This is a genomic window from uncultured Thiohalocapsa sp., from assembly GCF_913062725.1.
In the GTDB taxonomy this organism is placed as follows: Bacteria; Pseudomonadota; Gammaproteobacteria; order Chromatiales; family Chromatiaceae; genus Thiohalocapsa.
Map to the genome: position 1 here is coordinate 55,081 of NZ_CAJXWY010000003.1, position 17,518 is coordinate 72,598.

Below are 17,518 nucleotides of genomic sequence, written 5' to 3' on the forward strand. Positions count from 1 at the left end.
GTAAGTATGGATGAAAAAGCCTGACCGGATGACCTCGATCGGCGCGCCCGGCGCCGGTGCCCCCGCCAGCCGTCCCCGCCAGCCGCCCCCACCAGCCGCCGCCGTCGAGCATTGCCACGGCGCAGCGCCGGTTCCGGTAAACTTGTGCCATCACGCCTGCTGAGGCCTGCTGCGAGCGCAGAGATGTCCACGCCGATTGCACGCCACATCCTCATACTGCCGCTGGCCGCGGCTTCATCGCTCGTGCTCGCCGCCCCCCTGCTCACCACCGAGCCGGCGACTGCTGTGCGGGCCGGCCCGACGGTGGCGCAACTGCTGGCGGTTTGTGAGCGCGCTCGTATCGCCGGCGGTGTCGGCGTCGATGCTGCCATGTGCGAGTGGTACGGCGTACCCTGCGACTGCGCCGTCAAGGCACCGGAGGCTGCGCCGCGTTGGTGTCTGCCGGAGGCTGAATCCACTGACACGGTATTGGCGAAGGTGCTCGCACAGTTGCGGCGTGCGCCCAACCCGCAGGCCCCGGTCGCCGCGGTCGTGCCGGCGGTGATGGCGCGGCTCTATCCCTGTGCTGGTGCACCGACACCCTGATGCCCACCCGCGCATGCAGCAATACCACCATCTCCTGCGCGACGTCATCGCCAACGGCGTCGACAAATCGGATCGCACCGGCGTTGGCACCCGTTCGGTGTTCGGTCGCCAGGTGCGCTTCGATCTCGCCGCCGGCTTTCCGTTACTGACCACCAAGCGCGTGCACGTCAAGAGCGTCATCTACGAACTGTTATGGTTCCTCTCCGGCGCAACCAACAACCGGTGGCTGAATGCCCAGGGCGTGACCATCTGGGACGAATGGGCGGCGCCGGACGGCGAGCTCGGCCCCATTTACGGCCGGCAGTGGCGCAGCTGGCCGGCCCCGGACGGCCGCAGTATCGATCAGCTGGCCGAGCTCGTCGCGCGCATCCGCCGCGACCCGGATTCGCGTCGCCTGGTGGTGTCCGCCTGGAATCCGGCGGATCTCCCCGTCGACGGCATGTCCCCGACTGAAAACGCCGCCGCCGGTCGCATGGCGCTGGCGCCCTGTCACTGCCTGTTCCAGTTCTACGTGCAGGGGGGGCGGCTCTCCTGCCAACTGTATCAGCGCAGTGCCGATCTGTTCCTCGGCGTGCCCTTCAATATCGCAAGCTACGCGCTGCTCACGCACATGGTGGCCCAGCAGTGCGATCTCGCGCCCGGTGAATTCATACACACTTTCGGCGATCTGCATCTCTACCGGAACCATCTCACCGCCGACATCGTCTACGAACAACTCTCACGCGAGCCCCGCGCCCTGCCTCGGCTGGAGCTGCGCCGGCGCCCGCCGACGCTGTTTGGATACCGCTTCGACGACATTGCCATTACGGGTTATGACCCGCATCCACCCATTCGCGCACCCATCGCCGTCTGAGCAACGGCGACGGGCGACGCCCGAGCCTTGAGGAGGCCGATCCTTGCTGGATGCCCTGATCGATTACGGTTTGTTTACCGCCAAGACGCTGACCGTGCTGCTGCTGCTCGGCCTCTTCGTACTGCTGCTGCTGCGTGCGCGCCACCAGGGCGGGTACGAGGTGGATGGCGGTCGGCTCGAGATCACCAATCTCAACGATCGTTACGAGGACATGGCGGATGGGCTGAAGCGCGCCACCCAGCCACCCAAGGCGTACAAACGCTGGGCGAAGGCCGAGCACAAGGCGCACAAGGCCCTGGCCAAGGCGGACAGCGCCGTGCGCCCGCGGCTGTTTGTGCTCGACTTCCATGGCGACCTCCTCGCCACCGAGGTGGGCGGCCTGCGTGAGACCATCTCCGCCCTTCTGCAAGAGGTCGGCGAGGGCGACGAGGTGCTGGTCCGCCTGGACAACGCCGGCGGTGCGGTGCACGAGCACGGCCTCGCCGCGTCACAGCTGCTGCGCATCCGCCGCCGCGGCATTGCGCTGACGGTGGCGGTGGACCGGGTAGCCGCCAGCGGCGGCTACCTGATGGCCTGTGTCGCAGAGCGCATCGTCGCCGCGCCTTTCGCCATCATCGGCTCCATCGGCGTGATCGCCCAGCTGCCGAATTTCCACCGCTGGCTGGAGCACCAGGGGATCGACTTCGAGCTCCACACCGCCGGCGACTACAAGCGCACTTTGACGTTGTTCGGCGAAAATACCGATGTCGGCCGCGCCAAGCTCCGTGAGCACCTGGAGGAGACACACCAACTGTTCAAGGACTTCATTCGGGAGTACCGTCAGGGGGTCGACCTCGAAAAGGTCGCCACCGGCGAGTATTGGTACGGCGAGCAGGCCCTGGGTCTGGGATTGGTGGATGAGCTCAGCACCAGTGATGACTACCTGCTCGCGGCTCGCGCCAGCCGCGACCTGTACCGGCTGCGCTGGCAGTCTAAAAAACGCCCCTGGCAGCGTCTCGCCGGCGGGGTCGCCGCGCTCTTGGCGCGTCTGCCTGCTGTGGTCGCCGGCACCGTTGCCCGCCGCTGATGGCGGGTTGCCGGGGTGTCGGTGGCTGGCCGTCATCCAATCCGAGGCGTCGGTGAGGCGTCAGTACCGCTTGGCCATGCACTATGCTCTCCACGGACCCGCACCCGGCGCCGTTCCGCCCACCGCTTGCGTGGTTGGGCGTGCTCGTCGCGTTCTTGATGCTGACTCTGGTGGCGCCGTCGGCACCGGCGACGGCTGCCGACACCGACCCGGCAATGGCGGCGGACGTCGCGCGTGCGCTGCGGGCCGAGCGTGATCGGCTCCAGCAGGAGAATGCGACCCTCGCCGAGCGCCTGCAGGCACTGGAGGGTCAGCTGGCCGTCGCACAGCGCCTGGAGGCACAGACAGCGCGACTCACCGCCCTGATCGAGCGGCTCGAGGCGCGCCTGGCCGAGCTCGACCCAGCGGCAACGGGGCTGGCGAGCGTCGGCGCGGCAACGGCTACGCATACGCAGGCCCTGGAGCAGCAGCTGGCCACATCGGAGCATGCGCGCCAGGATGCCGCGGCACAGGTGAAAACGCTCGAGGCCCGCGTCGCCGAGCTCGAGGCGCGCCTGCAGCAACAGCAACTCACCGTGGAGGAGGCGCTGCTGCGTGCGGATAAGGCCGAGAAGCTGCACGCCGCCCTGGAGGAAGCGCACGAGCGCGTGCGTACCGAGAACGAGCGTCTGTCGCTCGAGCTGACGACCGCCAAAGCGCGCCAGTCCGAGGCCATGCGGCGGGTGCTGGAGCTGGACGCCCGGCTCGAAGCGCTCGGCGCGCGGGCCGCAGGCGCCGCGCCACGGCCGGCGCCCGCGGCGCAGTCCGCCGCCGACGGCCACCCGGAGCGCATACGGGTCGGCGCCGCGGAGGCAGGGGCCGGTGCAACGGCGGACGGCGTGATGCCGGCGGTGTATGAGGTTCGCGCCGAGGACACCCTCTCGCGCATCGCCGACAAGGTCTACGGCGATGCCAGCGCTTGGCGGCGCATTTTCGAGGCCAACCGCGACGTGCTCGACGGCCCCGACGACCTGCGGCTTGGCCTGCGACTCATCATCCCCTGACAGGCGCCTCTGTCCTCAGTCCTGGTAGTCACTGGCGCGCCTGGCGTCGCCGCGCACGCGCGCTGCGGGATAGCGGGTCTCGTTGATGGCGATCTTCTCGTGCGTGGCGGCGATGAGATCGATGTCGAGCCGCTCAGCGATCCGCAGCAAGTAGCTTAGGATATCGGCGAGCTCATGGGCGACGGCACGCTGCTTCTCTGGGCTCAGGCTGGCACTTTGGGCTTCGGTGAGCCATTGGAAGTGCTCGAGCAGCTCGCCGGCCTCGCCGGCCAGCGCCATGGCCAGGTTCTTCGGCGATTGGAACTGCTCCCAGTCGCGGGCGCGGGCAAAGGCGAGCAGACGCGCGCTCAGGTCGTCGAGGCTGTCGGCCATGGGGTCCTCGCTGCGAAGTCAGGATTCGATCCGTCGGCATCCCGGCCCAGGGGGTCAAAAGGGGCCGTGGCGCGTCGCGGCACTGATCCGCCCGGCGCGCGACGGGCAGTTGGATGGCCGCTCGGCGGCCGTGGGGCCGGTGCACCTGCTGCAGTCAGTCGGTCTGCGCCCCCTCGGCGCGGGCCCGGCGCTTGCGGGCGATGGCCGCGCGCACCTGCTCAGGCGCCGTGCCGCCGAGGTGATTGCGCGCGGCCACGGCCCCCTCCAGGGTCAAAACGCCGTAGACGTCCTCGCCGATGGCAGGCGAGAAGCGGCGCAGTTCCTCGAGACTGAGCTCGGCGAGATCCCGGCCGCTGCGAATGCCATAGGCGACCGCCTTGCCGACGATTGCGTGCGCGTCACGAAAGGCCACTCCCCGGTGTACCAGGTAGTCTGCCAGATCGGTGGCCGTTGCGAAGCCTGCGGTGGCGGCCGCACGCATGCGTTCCCGGTGACAGGTGATATGGCGCATCATGTCCGCGAAGACCTTGAGCGCCCCGCGCAGGTTGTCGACGGTGTCGAACAGGGGCTCTTTGTCTTCTTGATTGTCCTTGTTGTACGCCAGTGGCTGGCCTTTCATGAGCGTGAGCAGGCCCATCAGGTGCCCGAAGATGCGTCCGGTTTTGCCCCGCACCAGCTCAGGGACGTCGGGATTCTTTTTCTGCGGCATGATGGACGAGCCGGTGCAGTAGGCATCGGCGAGCTCGATGAAGCCGAATTGCGCTGAGGACCAGAGAATCAGCTCTTCGGAGCAGCGCGAGAGGTGCATCATCGCGATGGCGGCGGCGGCGGCGAATTCGATGGCGAAGTCACGGTCCGAGACGGCGTCGAGGGAGTTCTCGGCCGGGCGCGCGAAGCCGAGGGCGGCGGCGGTGAAGGCGCGGTCGATGGCATAGCTGGTGCCCGCCAGCGCGGCGGCGCCGAGCGGCATGACGTTGACGCGCCGGCGGCAGTCGCGAAAGCGCTCTGCATCGCGCTCGAGCATCTCCACCCAGGCCATCATGTGGTGGCCGAAGGTGATGGGCTGGGCCACCTGCAGATGGGTGAATCCCGGCATGATGCTGCCGGCCTCGCGCTCGGCGAGATCCAGCAGCGCGCCCACCAGCGTATCGATGCCCGTGAGCAGTGTGTCGATCTCCTCGCGCAGCCAGAGGCGGATGTCGGTGGCCACCTGATCGTTGCGCGAGCGGCCCGTGTGCAGGCGCTTGCCGGCGTCTCCAATCTCGGCGGTGAGCGCCGCTTCGATGTTCATGTGCACGTCTTCCAGGGCCTCGGACCACTCGAAGGTGCCGGCTGCGATGCGCTCGCCGATGCGCGTCAAGCCTGCGACGATGGCGGCGCATTCGTCCGCATCGAGGATGCCTTGCCGGGCCAGCATGCGTGCGTGGGCGATGGAGCCCGCAATGTCCTGGCGATAGAGACGGTGGTCGAAGCCGACAGAGGCGGTGAAGGCCTCGACGAAGGCATCGGTCGGTTGCTCGAAGCGCCCGGCCCAGGGCTTTGCTGCGGAATCGATCATTGCGCTCGTGAGCTGGTAAATTGGCTGATTGAAACAGCGGAACGGTCATGCCCGTGAGGTTACAGGGCACCGCCGCACGGAGTCTACACGCAACTCATGGCTGTCAGCTTGTCGCCGCGCGCGCGGCGCGACTCATCATCCGCTACCGCGCCGGCGACGCAGCCTCCTGCCCTGCTGCCCGATTTTTGCAGCCTGCCCATGGCGCTCGGCGTTGTGCTGTACGGCGAGCTGCTGGCCATTTTGCTGACGCTCGCCTCCAGCAGTCCCCTCGCAGGCTTCTGGGTCCGGCTCGGCCCGTTGTCGCTGCTGGTGCTTGGCATCGTCATGCTCGGCGCGAGTCTGCTGTGCATGCTGCGCCGGCCCCTGCGACGTCTGCCCGTGCTGGCGGCGTTGACGACAGCGTTGGCGGTGATCGTCGCCAGCGCCGTGGCGGTGGCCTGGTTGTGTACCATTCTGGTGCCTTGGGCTGAAGGCGCAGGGCTATTCCCCGATGACGGTGTACGAGGACTCCTGATACGCGCGGGGCTGATTTCTGCCATCGTCGGCGCATTGATGTTGCGGTACCTTTATCTGCACCAACAGTGGCGCTCCCAGGTGGAGGCGGTGGCCAACGCCCGGTTCGAGACGCTGCAGGCGCGTATTCGTCCGCATTTTCTGTTCAACAGCATGAACACCATCGCCAGTCTGACGCAAACCGATCCGCGCCTCGCCGAAGAGGTGGTGGAGGACTTGGCGGACCTGTTTCGGGCATCGCTCGCCAACGAGGGCGACCGCACCACCCTGGCGGAGGAACTGGATCTCTCCCGGCGCTACCTGAACATCGAGGCTCAGCGCCTCGGCGAGCGCATGCAGGTGGTCTGGGATGTCGAGGACTTGCCGGGCGATGCGCTGGTGCCGCCGTTGATCCTGCAGCCCTTGGTGGAGAATGCGGTCAACCACGGTATCCAACCCTCCTCGGAGCCGGGCTCGATTCATATCGTTGGCCGCTATCGCCGCGGCACCGTCACCCTGAGCATCCGCAACACGCTGCCCCGTTCGGCGGACACGATGCGCCGGCACCGCGGCAACGGCATGGCACTGCAAAACGTTTCGCAGCGGATGGAGGCCATGTTTCCCGGCGCGGCGCGGGTCACGCGCGCGCTGGTGGACGGCGATTATCTGGTGCGGCTGGTCTTCCCTTACCCATGGAGGCAGTCATGAAGATCCTGCTCGTGGACGACGAGGCACCGGCGCGGGAGCGGTTGCGGCGCCTGATCGATGAGCTCGACGACGGCTACGCGGTGGTCGGCGAGGCGGCGAACGGTTCGGACGCGGTCGTGGCCGCTCGGGACACCGATGCGGACCTCGTCTTGCTGGACCAGAAAATGCCCGGTATGTCCGGCTTGGAGGCGGCCGCCGCGCTGGCGGATCTGGACCCGCCGCCGGCCGTGGTGCTGGTCACCGCCTACCCGGAGTATGCCCTGGACGCCTTCGAGCACAATGTCGCCGACTACCTGGTCAAGCCCGTCCGTCGCGAGCGCTTGCAGGCGACCCTGGAGCGGCTGCCACGCACCACGCGACTGCAGCGCGTCGCCACGACCCAAGAGGAGCCGAACGGCCGCCGTCACCTCAGCGCCCACTACCGCGGTGGCGTGCAAACGGTGCATATCGACGAAGTGCTGTACTTGCTGGCGGAGCAGAAGTATGTAACCGTCCGTCATGCCGGTGGGCGCATGCTCATCGATGAGTCGCTCAAGTCCCTCGAGCACGAGTTCCCGGAGCGCTTCGTGCGTATCCACCGTAACGCGCTGGTGGCCATCGAACAGCTGGTAGGCTTGGAGAAGGCCGCAGACGGCGCCAGTCTGGCGGTGCTCGCCGGCTGCGATGAGCGCCTGCCCGTCAGCCGCCGTCATCTGCCGGAGGTCCGGCGCTTCCTGCGCCATGGCTGAAGCCGCCGGACTGTCGTATCGGGCGTGCCCGCTGCCCGATCTTCTCTGTCCCGATCGCCATGATGGTTGATGCCAAGAATCACCGGGCCCGCGGCCGCCATGCTTCCGAGCGCCCGGGGGCGGTCTGTCATCCCCCGGGACTTGCCACCAACCACCGACTGCCGGAAACCACTCATGCCAGACATCCTGAAGATTGCCACCCGCAAATCGCCCCTCGCCATGTGGCAGGCCGAGCACGCCGCGGAGTTGCTGAAGCGGTTGCACCCGGGGCTCGCCATCGAGATCGTCGGCATGACCACGCGCGGCGACAAGATTCTGGATGCCCCCCTGGCTAAAGTGGGCGGCAAGGGCCTGTTCGTCAAAGAGCTGGAGCAGGGCATGCTGGAGGGCAGCGCCGACATCGCCGTGCATTCGATGAAGGATGTGCCGGTGGACTTCCCGCCCGGGCTGCACCTGGCGGTGATCATGGACCGCGAAGACCCGCTCGACGCCTTCGTGTCCAATCGCTATGCGTCACTGGACGAACTGCCGGTGGGTGCCTGTGTTGGCACCTCCAGCCTGCGGCGGCAATGCCAGCTCGCCGCCCGCCGCCCGGATCTGCGCATCGAGCCCCTGCGCGGCAATGTCAACACCCGCCTGCGTAAGCTCGATGACGGCGAGTACGATGCCATCATCCTCGCCGCCGCCGGCCTGAAGCGGCTCGGCTTCGCCGAGCGCATTCGTGCGCAGATCTCCGCCGCCGACAGCCTCCCCGCCATCGGCCAAGGCGCCATTGGCATCGAGTGCCGCAGCGATGACACCCGCGTCCATGCGCTGATCGTCCCGCTGCACCATCAGGCCACCGCCGAGCGGGTGCGCGCCGAGCGCGCCATGAACGCCAAACTGCAAGGCGGCTGCCAAGTGCCCATCGCCGGTCATGCGGTGCATGAAGGCGACCAGCTGTTCATGCGCGGCCTGGTGGGAACACCGGATGGCAAGCAGGTGCTCCGCGCCGAGGGGTGGGCCCCCGCGGGCGAGGCCGAGGCCCTCGGCGAGCGCCTCGCCGACGCGCTCATCGCGCAAGGGGCGGACGCGATCCTGGCGGATCTGCGCGAAGCCTGAGCGCGCGGTCATGAGCGAGCGTGCTGCGCCAGCGAACCAGCGCCGGCCCGACCCATCGTCGCCGCCGGACTGCGACCTCGGCGGCCGCGGCGTGCTGGTGACCCGCCCGGCCGCCCAGGCCGAGGCGTTGTGTCGACTCGTCGCCGCCGCCGGCGGCGAGCCGGTGCCTTTCCCCACCATCGACATCCAGCCGACGGCCGACCCGGATGGCGCCGCCGCGCTGCTGACGGCCGGGTGGGACATCATCGTTTTCATCAGCCGCAACGCCGTGGAGCAGGCATTACAGCTCGCCCCGACGGCGCTGCGCTCACAGCGGGCACAGCTCGCCGCCGTGGGCCGTGCCACGGCCGAGGCCATGGAGCGCGCGGGACTCACGCCGTCGCTGGTGCCCGCGGCCGGCTTCGACAGCGAGGCCCTGCTGGCATTACCGGCGCTGCGGCAGGTGGCCGGTCGCCGTGTGCTCATCGTGCGTGGCGAAGGCGGCCGGGCCTTGCTCGGCACCGCCCTGAGCGAGCGGGGTGCGCAGGTGCGCTACGCCGAGGTCTATCGGCGGGGGCTGCCAACCGCGGACGCCACCGCCGAGCTGACGCACTGGCGGCGCACGCTGGGCTTTCTCACCGCCACCAGTGACGAGGTGCTGCATAACCTGCTGGCGCTGGTGCCGGCGGCGGCGCATGCCTGGCTGAAGGGGCTGCCGCTCGCCGTGCTGAGCGCCCGCAACGCCGACACCGCCCGGGGACTCGGCTTCGCCCATGTGGCCGTCGCCCCGCAGCCCGGTGACGCCGGCATGCTGGCGGCGCTGTGCGCACTCGCGGCGCAGGTGCCCGCGGCGCCCCCCGAGGCAGGGTCACCGTGACTGCTGCGGCCGGGCCAGCGCGTCGCCGGCGCTGGTCGCCATTGCTGATCGCCGTATCGTTGGTGCTGCTGACCCTCGCCGCCGTGGTGACCGCCCAGCTCTACTGGAGCGGGCTGCGCACCGGTGTGGCGCAAATGCGCACATCCGTCGCCACCGCCCAGCAGGAGCAGCGCCGCTTGGTGGCGCGTTTGCAGACGGCGGAGGCGGCGCTCGCCAAGCAGGCCGCGGCGATGGACGCCGCCGCGGACGATGCCCGTAGGGAACGACAGGAGACGATGTCGGACGGCGTTGCGGCGGGCGCCGCCGCTGCCCCCCGGCGGCACGCCACCGCTAGCCTGCGCGACCGTCTTTCGGCCGCTGAGCGTGCTGCGCTCGCGACTCAGATCGAGGCCCTGGCACGGGAGGCGGCCCGCCTGCCACCGGGATGGACGCCGCGGCGGCCGGTGGCGGCGACCAGCAAGCAACTCCTACGCGACCAGCTCGCCGTGGCCGCAGCTGCGGTGACGGCGGACGATCCGGTGCTGCTGGATGCGGCGCTACTGGCGGCGCAGCGTTTGACGGGTCTGCCATACCGTGTCGCGGATCGGCGCGGCGCCATCATCGCCGCCGAGTTGGCGGCGCTGCGCGCGCGCCTGCGCACGGTGGCTCGGCCGCCCCCGGCGCGCGTTGCGCCCGAGCCGGCGCAAGCGCCACGCGCCGGGCCGCCGCGCTGACGGGCTCCATCACACAGATGGGGCGCGACGTCCCGTGCGTGTCACGTCGCCTCAGCCCTTGAAGGTCGGGCTGTCGGCGGCGTACTCGAAGGCATCCGAGAAAATGTGATCCGGCGACAAGCCGCGGCTCTCGAAGGCGGCGCGGCCGGCCTCGACCATGACCGGTGGACCGCTCATATAGACATCATAGTCGGCGATGTCTGGATGGTCCGCCAGCACAGCTTCGTGCACATAGCCCCGGCGGCCCGTCCAGTCGGCATCGGGCTGTGAGAGCACCGGCACATAGCGGAAGCCCGGATGTGCGTCGGCCCAGCGCTCGGGCAGCTCCGGCAGGTAGAGATCGCGCTCGGCGCGTACCCCCCAGTAGAGGGTCATGGGTCGGCTGATGCCCATGTGGAAGGCATGCTCCAACAGCCCCTTGATGGGCGCAAAACCGGTGCCGCCGCCGATGAAGAGCATGGGCCGCTCGGACTGCTCGCGCAGCACGAAGCTGCCGAGCGGCCCCTGGATGCGCAGCACGGAGCGCTCCTGCAGCGTGTCGAAGATGAAGTCCGTGAACTCGCCGCCGGGCACCCGGCGCACATGGAGCTCGATGAGGGCGTCATCGTGGGGTGCGTTGGCGATGGAGAAGGCGCGCTTGCGCCCGTCGGGCAGGATGAACTCCAGATATTGCCCCGCCAGGAATTGCAGCCGCTGCGTCTCGGGCAGCTTGAGCCGCAGGCGCATCACGTCGTGGTTGAGCCGGGTTTTCTCGGCGATGCGGCAGGGCAGGGTGCGAACCTCGATGTCGGCGACGGTCTCGAGCTCGGCCACGCGCAGCCGAATGTCTGTCTCCGGCACCGCCTGGCAGGTCAGACAGGCGTCTTGCGGCTGCCCCGACAGGGCTTCGGTCTTGCCGCTGGGATAGCCGACACGGCCAGCGATGAGCTGGGCGGTGCAGCTGCCGCATTTGCCGTCGCGGCAGCCGTAGGGCAGCCCGATGCGCTGGGCGATGGCGGCCTCGAGCACGGTCTGCCCGGGCTCGACGCTGAATGCGTGGCCGGCGGGCTCGGTGCTGACGGTGTAACTCATGGCCAGAAACTCCCGGTCGCGCCGGCAGGGCGCGCTCTGCAAGGATTGTGTCGACGGTCTCCGACCTTACCATGTCGCGATGCACGAGCGCCCGCGCAAGCCCCGCGACCGCCGCCGGCGGCGGGGCGCACCGGCCGCCGTTCGCTCATCCCCCACAACGCTAGGAGTAACAGGTATCGTGATCATCATCGGCTGCGGCTACATCGGCCGTCTGCTCGGCGCCCGCCTCGCCGCCGGCGGCGGCGCCGTCATCGGTGTCGTGCGCAGCGCCGAGAGCGCGGCACAACTGCCTGCGCTCGGCATACGGCCGCTGCAATGCGACCTGCTGCGGGAGACGCCGGACGCGCTCGAAACCGCAGGTGCCGACGTTTTCCATCTGGCACCGCCGCCCGCCGAGGGCCGCGAGGATCCGCTGACCGCGCGTCTGATCGAACTGTTCGCAGACCGCGGTGAGCCCCGGCGGCTGGTTTATGTGGGCACCACCGGCGTCTACGGCGATTGCGGCGGCGACTGGGTGGACGAGCGCCGCACACCCAACCCCGTCGCCGAGCGGGCGCTGCGCCGCTGGGATGCCGAAGAGCGCCTGCGCGCCTGGCAGGCGACGAGCGGTGCCGAGCTGGTGATCCTGCGGGTGGCGGGCATCTACGCCTGCGACCGGCTGCCGCTGGCGCGCATCGAAAGCGGCCAGCCGGTGGTGAGCGTCGCCGAGGCGCCGTGGTCGAATCGGATCCATGCCCAGGACTTGGTCGAGATCTGTGTGGCAGCAATGGAGCGCGCACCGGACGGTGGTCTCTACAATGTTTGCGATGGCGAGCCCAGCACCATGACGGACTATTTTCTGCGGGTGGCCGCCGCCGCCGGCGTGGCGCCGCCGCCGCAGATCCCGCTGGCGCAAGCGCCGGGTCGCGTCTCGGCGGGCATGCTGTCGTATCTGCGCGAATCGCGGCGTCTCAGCAACCATAAGCTGCTCGCTGAACTGCACATCCGCCTGCGCTATCCGAACCTGGAGGCGGGTTTGGCGGATTGCTTCGGCGCCGGCTGAGGACCCGGCGGCCCGGTGCGCGACGGGACGCCTGCCGCCATCGTTGCACCGCCGGTGCCATCGGGGGGACCATGCAGGTCGCCGACAGGTTGCCGGGCGCATCCCCATGGGCGCAGACTACGCACTTCACGACATCAATTGGGAATCATGCCATGCAGGCCCGCCATCGATATCGCGCCGCAGTCATCTGCTGCACGCTCGGCATTGCCGGTGCGCCGGTCCACGCCGTAGAAGACGCCGATTTCAACTTCGATACCACCGAAGACCTGTATGCCGTGTGTGCGACCACCCCAGAGCAGTTGGAGCACACAGCGGCCACACTCGCTTGCCGCGCCTTCATCGAGGCAACCGTGCAATACCACGACGCAGTGAGTGACAGAAAATCGATGAAACGCCTCATCTGTTACCCGGACAAGGCCACCATCGGTGATGGCCGCCGCGCTTTCCTGAGCTGGGTGGAGGCCAACGAGCAGAATGCCGAGCGGATGCAGGACATACCGGTCGTGGGATTGGTGCGTGCGCTGGCGACGCGCTATCCCTGCCGTTAGCGTGCGGTGCCCAATAACAGCATCCGTTGCCGGCGCCTGATCGGCGCCCAGCCGGTGACCGGACCGTCATCACCACTGTGCTGAAGCGCAGCTGGCGTGCGCTGCTTCAATATCCGGGCCCCGCTCGGCGCCAGCCCTCGGGGCCGCATTCCCGTGGACGGTTGCAACACGTCTCTGACGCCGGTGCGGGGCATGTCTTCGAAAAGGGCAGCCCGAGCTTTCGGCGCATGCATGCTCACCGTCCGTGCAGCCATCGGAGTTGATCGAGATGACCAAAAAAGCAACTTTCGCCGCATGCGCACTGACCGTTCTCCTGGTCGGCTGCGGCACCACCACGGGCGAGCGGGCCGGTTCCGGGGCGCTCTTGGGTGCCGCAACGGGCGCCGCCATCGGCTCGCTGAGCGCCAATGCCGGTAAGGGTGCGCTCATCGGCGCAGGCGCAGGTGCCCTCGGTGGTTACTTGCTCGACCAGCACCAAAAAGGCAACATCGACTAACGCGGACGACTGCGCCGGGGGCGCCATCGACCCCATTGCCGGAGCGCCCGCCGAACTTGTCGCCCAACTTGTCGCCCAACTTGTCGCCCAACTTGTCGCCTGGCGCGGCGGATCGCCGCGCCGGACGCCACCGCTACCCCGAGTAGAGCATGTCGCCATCATGTCTATGTCCAACACTATCGTTCCATCCAGGACGCTGACCATCACGACGCTTGTCCTGACCATCGTGCTCGTCAGCGGCTGCGGCACCACCACCACCTCGCGCACGGCCAGCGGTGCTGCGGCCGGCGCCGCCGCCGGTGCCGCCATCGGCTCGGCCAGTGCCGACGCGGGCAAAGGCGCGCTCATCGGTGCCGCCGCCGGCGCCCTCGGCGGCTATGTCTACGATCAGAACGAGAAGCGCAAAGCGCGCGAAGCCCGGGAGCGCTATGAGGCCCGCAGCGCTCAGTAAGCGCCTCGGCACGCCAGCCGCGTGCGCGGCCGGCGGCCCTGATGTCTGGGTGCGCGGCGTGGCCGGGCACCGATGCCTCGCCCAGTCCCCCATCCGCGCCCGCGCGCTGGCTTCGGCACCCTCCCGACGATGGCGACTGCGATGCTCGATGCCCTGAGACAATTCCCCGGCGCGCTGTGGCAAATCCTGCTCGAGCTGGCGCCGTCGCTGCTGCTCGGACTCTTCATCGCCGGCCTCGTGCATGTCTACGTACCGGCGGCGGCGATTCACAGACGCCTCAGTCGCCCGGATTTCGCCAGTACCGTACGGGCATCCCTGCTCGGGGTGCCCCTGCCGCTGTGCTCCTGCGGTGTCATCCCGACGGCGCTGGGACTGCGCAAGGCGGGCGCGTCGCCGGGGGCGACGACGTCCTTCATGATCAGCACCCCGCAAACCGGGGTCGACTCCATTTTGGTGAGCGCCGCCTTTCTCGGCTGGCCCTTTGCGCTGTTCAAGCTGGTGGCGGCCTTCGTGACGGGCGTCATCGGCGGCATGCTGGTGAACCGCTACACCCCGTCACCCGGGAGCGCCGACACCGAGGGTGAGATGACGCTGAGCGCCGCCACCGGTGACCGCGGCATGATCGGCGCCGTGCGATATGCCCTCTTCGACCTGCTTGCGGCCATCGACCTCTGGCTCATCGCCGGCGTTCTGGCGGCGGCCCTCATTACGGCATCGGTGCCGGCGGACTTCTTCGCGGGGCAGGCTTGGGCCCACGGTGTGCTGGGCATGCTGGTGGTTCTCGCCATCGCGTTACCCCTCTATGTGTGCACCACCGCCTCGGTGCCCATCGCCGCCTCCCTCATCGCCGCCGGCATGCCGGCCGGATCGGCACTGGTGTTTCTGATGGCGGGTCCGGCCACGAACGTGGCCACCATCGGCGCCGTCTACCGTACGCTCGGTGCCACGGTGCTGGGCCTTTATCTGGGGACCGTGGTGGTCATGAGCCTCGGCTTCGGGCTGCTGTTCGACCAGGTGCTGAGCGCCGCACCGACCCTTGATGCACCCCATGACCATGGCGGCGACTGGCTCGCGACACTGTCCGCGCTGGCATTGCTCGCACTGCTCGCCTTACTGCAGTGGCGACGTTGGCAGGCGCGGCTGGCGGCGACGGACGCCGGGGCTGCTCACGGGCCGCGGGACGACGACCTGGTGTTGCACGTGCAGGGCATGAGCTGCCAGCACTGCGTGGGCAGCGTCAAGCGCGCCCTCGAGTCCGTGGCGCGGGTGGATCGAGCCACACCCGATCTGGCGAGCGGACGTGTTCGCATCCATGGCGGCGGCGTTGTGGTGCCGGCACTGGTGCGGGCCGTCGAAGACGCCGGTTTCACGGTCAGCGGTGTCGAAAAGATCCCAGGTCGCGTTGACGCTCCTGACTCCTTGCACTAGATTGCAGGCTAGGTCGCAGCGCGCACAGGGTTCGGGCTGAAGCGCAACCATCGATACTCCAACCAGGCCATTTGCGCCGCGTGCGGCGGATACGAGCGCTGATTCGGGCTCCGGACTCAAACGCCAGATTCGGACCCAAGCCTGCGACGATCGCGTGTCGCCATAGCGCTGAGCGGCTGCAGTCGAACGGGATGTCCGTTCCGCCGCCCTCCCGCCCCGCATTGTCGCAACCACGGTGAGAGCCTATCGATGGAAGCCGCTCCCGATCCCCCGCCGCCGCCCGCTGAGCTCGCATGTCGCCAAGCGTCATTGCGTCGCGCGTGCAGGCCGCGCCGCCACCCCGTACTCGTTTGTCGGTCGTCGATTTGTGCGTTGGTCGACGGTCGCCTCAGCGCAGGCAATGCACGGGTGCTGTCGAGAGAGTGCGATGCGGATTTATGTAGGTAATCTGAAATACGGGGTCACCGATGACCAGCTGCGCGAGATGTTCAGCGAATTCGGTCACGTGGCGAGCGCGGATGTGATCAAAGACAAGTTCTCGGGTCAGTCCAAGGGATTCGGTTTCGTGGATATGCCCAGTGATACTGAAGCTGGCGATGCCATCCAGGCCCTGAACGACTCCATGCATGATGGACGAAAGCTCACCGTCAACGAAGCCCGGCCGCGCACCGAGCGGCCCAATAACCGGCGATTCTGAGCATAGCGGTGCCGCTTGCCCGGCGGAGCCCACCGTGGCACACGGTGGGTCTGCGCCGGTCATCGTGGCGGCGGCGGTGACGCTGCCCGGCGCGTCCGACTCAATCGAGTCCGAGCTCGGGCCACAGGCTGTCCACCCGGGCCTTGACGGCCTCGTCCATGCAAATGGGCTGGCCCCATTCACGTGTGGTCTCGCCCGGCCATTTATTGGTGGCATCGAAGCCCGCTTTTGAGCCCAGTCCGGAAACGGGTGAGGCGAAGTCGAGATAATCGATGGGCGTGTTCTCCACCATCACCGTGTCCCGTGCCGGGTCCATGCGCGTGGTCATGGCCCAGATCACATCACGCCAATCTCGGGTATTCACATCGGCGTCCACGACGATGACGAACTTGGTGTACATGAACTGCCGCAGAAAGGACCAGACCCCCATCATCACCCGCTTGGCATGACCCGGATACTGTTTTTGCATGCTCACCACCGCAAGGCGGTAGGAGCAGCCCTCCGGCGGCAGATAGAAGTCGACGATCTCCGGAAACTGCTTCTGCAAAATCGGGACGAAGACCTCGTTCAGGGCCACGCCCAGGATGGCCGGCTCGTCCGGCGGGCGGCCGGTGTAGGTGCTGTGGTAGATGGGCGCCGGGCGCTGGGTCAGGCGCTCGATGGTGAACACCGGAAAGTCGTCGACTTCGTTGTAATAGCCGGTGTGATCGCCGAAGGGGCCCTCGGGCGCCGTGTCACCGGGATGGAGATGGCCTTCCAGCACGATCTCGGCGCTCGCCGGCACCTGTAGATCACTGCCCAGGCATTTCGCAAGCTCCGTGCGGCTGCCCCGCAGCAGTCCGGCGAAGGCGTATTCCGACAGCGTGTCGGGCACCGGTGTGACCGCGCCGAGGATGGTCGCCGGGTCCGCACCCAGGGCGACGGCGATGGGGAAGGGCTCGCCCGGACGGTGGCGTTGCCAATCCCGGTAGTCGAGTGCGCCGCCGCGGTGGGCGAGCCAGCGCATGATCGCCCGATTGCGGCCCAGCACCTGCATCCGGTAGATGCCGAGATTCTGCCGCGTCTTCTCGGGGCCGCGTGTCACCACCAGCCCCCAGGTGATGAGGGGGGCGGCGTCGCCGGGCCAGCAATGCTGCACCGGCAGGCGTCCCAGATCCACGTCCTGGCCCTCGAGCACTTGTTCCTGGCAGGGCGGGCTGCGACGGACCTTGGGTGCCATGTCCAGCACCTTGCGGAAGATGGGCAGGCTCTCGAAGGCGGCTTTCATGCCCTTCGGCGGCTCCGGCTGCTTGAGAAAGGCCAGCAGCCTGCCGATCTCGCGCAGCGCCTCCACCGACTCTTCGCCCATGCCGAGCGCAACCCGGCGCGGGGTGCCGAACAGATTGCCCAGCAGCGGCACACTCGAGCCCTTCGGCTGCTCGAACAATAGCGCCGGACCGCCCGCGCGCAGGGTGCGGTCGCAGATCTCGGTGACTTCCAGATACGGATCCACGGGCACGCGGATGCGCTTCAGCTCCCCGCGCGCTTCCAGTTGCTCGATGAAGTCGCGCAGGTCCCGGTATTTCATGGTGGTAGCTCTCCTTCGACGTGATGACATGGCGCGGGGCGATGCGGTGGCCTGCGCGCTGAGCCGGGGATGTGGTGGCCGAATCGGGTGGCTTCGAGCAGTTGCTGGGCTGCGGACACGATGGACCATCCGGCGGCGCTGAC

19 protein-coding genes are annotated in these 17,518 nt (G+C 68.4%); 15 read left to right on the top strand and 4 right to left on the bottom strand.

The window, feature by feature from the left end; translation table 11 throughout:
* The first annotated feature begins 183 nt into the window (after window positions 1-183).
* From QZ588_RS01335 to QZ588_RS01350, 4 genes are all read left to right on the top strand, one after another.
* Window positions 184-585 carry a Rap1a/Tai family immunity protein gene (locus QZ588_RS01335; protein WP_295538881.1) on the top strand — a complete coding sequence of 134 codons (402 nt, stop codon included), beginning with the start codon at window positions 184-186 and terminating at the stop codon, window positions 583-585.
* A 13-nt stretch (window positions 586-598) separates the two neighbouring features.
* On the top strand, window positions 599-1,438 hold the full coding sequence (locus QZ588_RS01340; RefSeq protein WP_295538884.1) for a thymidylate synthase: 840 nt from the start codon (window positions 599-601) through the stop codon (window positions 1,436-1,438).
* 43 nt (window positions 1,439-1,481) lie between these two features.
* Window positions 1,482-2,504 carry a protease SohB gene (gene sohB / locus QZ588_RS01345; RefSeq protein ID WP_295538887.1) on the top strand — a complete coding sequence of 341 codons (1,023 nt, stop codon included), beginning with the start codon at window positions 1,482-1,484 and terminating at the stop codon, window positions 2,502-2,504.
* Between the two features lie 140 nt (window positions 2,505-2,644).
* Window positions 2,645-3,547: a LysM peptidoglycan-binding domain-containing protein gene (locus tag QZ588_RS01350; RefSeq protein ID WP_295538889.1), complete on the top strand. Its 903-nt coding sequence runs from the start codon at window positions 2,645-2,647 to the stop codon at window positions 3,545-3,547.
* Between the two features lie 15 nt (window positions 3,548-3,562).
* On the opposite strand, the gene QZ588_RS01355 is transcribed toward QZ588_RS01350, so the two are convergent.
* Both QZ588_RS01355 and argH read right to left on the bottom strand, forming a co-directional pair.
* Entirely contained in the window at window positions 3,563-3,919 is a 357-nt protein-coding gene (locus QZ588_RS01355) for a nucleotide pyrophosphohydrolase (RefSeq protein WP_295538892.1), read from the bottom strand.
* Between the two features lie 154 nt (window positions 3,920-4,073).
* On the bottom strand, window positions 4,074-5,477 hold the full coding sequence (gene argH, locus QZ588_RS01360) for an argininosuccinate lyase (protein ID WP_295538894.1): 1,404 nt from the start codon (window positions 5,475-5,477) through the stop codon (window positions 4,074-4,076).
* Between the two features lie 198 nt (window positions 5,478-5,675).
* Here argH and QZ588_RS01365 point away from each other — a divergent pair, with 198 nt between their 5' ends.
* From QZ588_RS01365 to QZ588_RS01385, 5 genes are all read left to right on the top strand, one after another.
* Entirely contained in the window at window positions 5,676-6,677 is a 1,002-nt protein-coding gene (locus tag QZ588_RS01365) for a histidine kinase (protein ID WP_295538898.1), read from the top strand.
* A complete protein-coding gene (locus QZ588_RS01370; protein WP_295538901.1) occupies window positions 6,674-7,405 on the top strand; it encodes a LytTR family DNA-binding domain-containing protein in 732 nt (243 codons plus the stop codon). The genes QZ588_RS01365 and QZ588_RS01370 overlap by 4 nt, the downstream gene beginning before the upstream one ends.
* 174 nt (window positions 7,406-7,579) lie before the next feature.
* On the top strand, window positions 7,580-8,506 hold the full coding sequence (gene hemC, locus QZ588_RS01375; RefSeq protein WP_295538903.1) for a hydroxymethylbilane synthase: 927 nt from the start codon (window positions 7,580-7,582) through the stop codon (window positions 8,504-8,506).
* Between the two features lie 10 nt (window positions 8,507-8,516).
* Entirely contained in the window at window positions 8,517-9,362 is an 846-nt protein-coding gene (locus QZ588_RS01380; protein WP_295538905.1) for a uroporphyrinogen-III synthase, read from the top strand.
* On the top strand, window positions 9,359-10,075 hold the full coding sequence (locus QZ588_RS01385; RefSeq protein WP_295538908.1) for a hypothetical protein: 717 nt from the start codon (window positions 9,359-9,361) through the stop codon (window positions 10,073-10,075). Before QZ588_RS01380 ends, QZ588_RS01385 begins: the two co-directional genes overlap by 4 nt.
* Before the next feature lie 51 nt (window positions 10,076-10,126).
* Here QZ588_RS01385 and QZ588_RS01390 read toward each other — a convergent pair whose 3' ends face one another.
* A complete protein-coding gene (locus QZ588_RS01390) occupies window positions 10,127-11,146 on the bottom strand; it encodes a CDP-6-deoxy-delta-3,4-glucoseen reductase (RefSeq protein ID WP_295538910.1) in 1,020 nt (339 codons plus the stop codon).
* 178 nt (window positions 11,147-11,324) lie between these two features.
* Here QZ588_RS01390 and QZ588_RS01395 point away from each other — a divergent pair, with 178 nt between their 5' ends.
* The 6 genes from QZ588_RS01395 to QZ588_RS01420 all read left to right on the top strand — a co-directional run bounded on the left by QZ588_RS01395 (window position 11,325) and on the right by QZ588_RS01420 (window position 15,808).
* Entirely contained in the window at window positions 11,325-12,188 is an 864-nt protein-coding gene (locus QZ588_RS01395; RefSeq protein ID WP_366929523.1) for an NAD-dependent epimerase/dehydratase family protein, read from the top strand.
* 71 nt (window positions 12,189-12,259) lie between these two features.
* Complete coding sequence (locus tag QZ588_RS01400; protein WP_295538913.1) at window positions 12,260-12,736, top strand: Rap1a/Tai family immunity protein; 477 nt, start codon at window positions 12,260-12,262, stop codon at window positions 12,734-12,736.
* A 268-nt stretch (window positions 12,737-13,004) separates the two neighbouring features.
* Complete coding sequence (locus QZ588_RS01405) at window positions 13,005-13,232, top strand: glycine zipper domain-containing protein (protein ID WP_295539009.1); 228 nt, start codon at window positions 13,005-13,007, stop codon at window positions 13,230-13,232.
* Window positions 13,233-13,392: 160 nt separating this feature from the next.
* Entirely contained in the window at window positions 13,393-13,683 is a 291-nt protein-coding gene (locus QZ588_RS01410) for a glycine zipper domain-containing protein (RefSeq protein ID WP_295538916.1), read from the top strand.
* A gap of 141 nt (window positions 13,684-13,824) precedes the next feature.
* A complete protein-coding gene (locus QZ588_RS01415; protein ID WP_295538918.1) occupies window positions 13,825-15,111 on the top strand; it encodes a permease in 1,287 nt (428 codons plus the stop codon).
* A gap of 427 nt (window positions 15,112-15,538) precedes the next feature.
* Window positions 15,539-15,808 carry an RNA-binding protein gene (locus QZ588_RS01420; protein ID WP_295538921.1) on the top strand — a complete coding sequence of 90 codons (270 nt, stop codon included), beginning with the start codon at window positions 15,539-15,541 and terminating at the stop codon, window positions 15,806-15,808.
* Between the two features lie 100 nt (window positions 15,809-15,908).
* Here QZ588_RS01420 and ubiD read toward each other — a convergent pair whose 3' ends face one another.
* A complete protein-coding gene (ubiD, locus tag QZ588_RS01425; protein ID WP_295538922.1) occupies window positions 15,909-17,375 on the bottom strand; it encodes a 4-hydroxy-3-polyprenylbenzoate decarboxylase in 1,467 nt (488 codons plus the stop codon).
* Window positions 17,376-17,518: the final 143 nt, after the last annotated feature.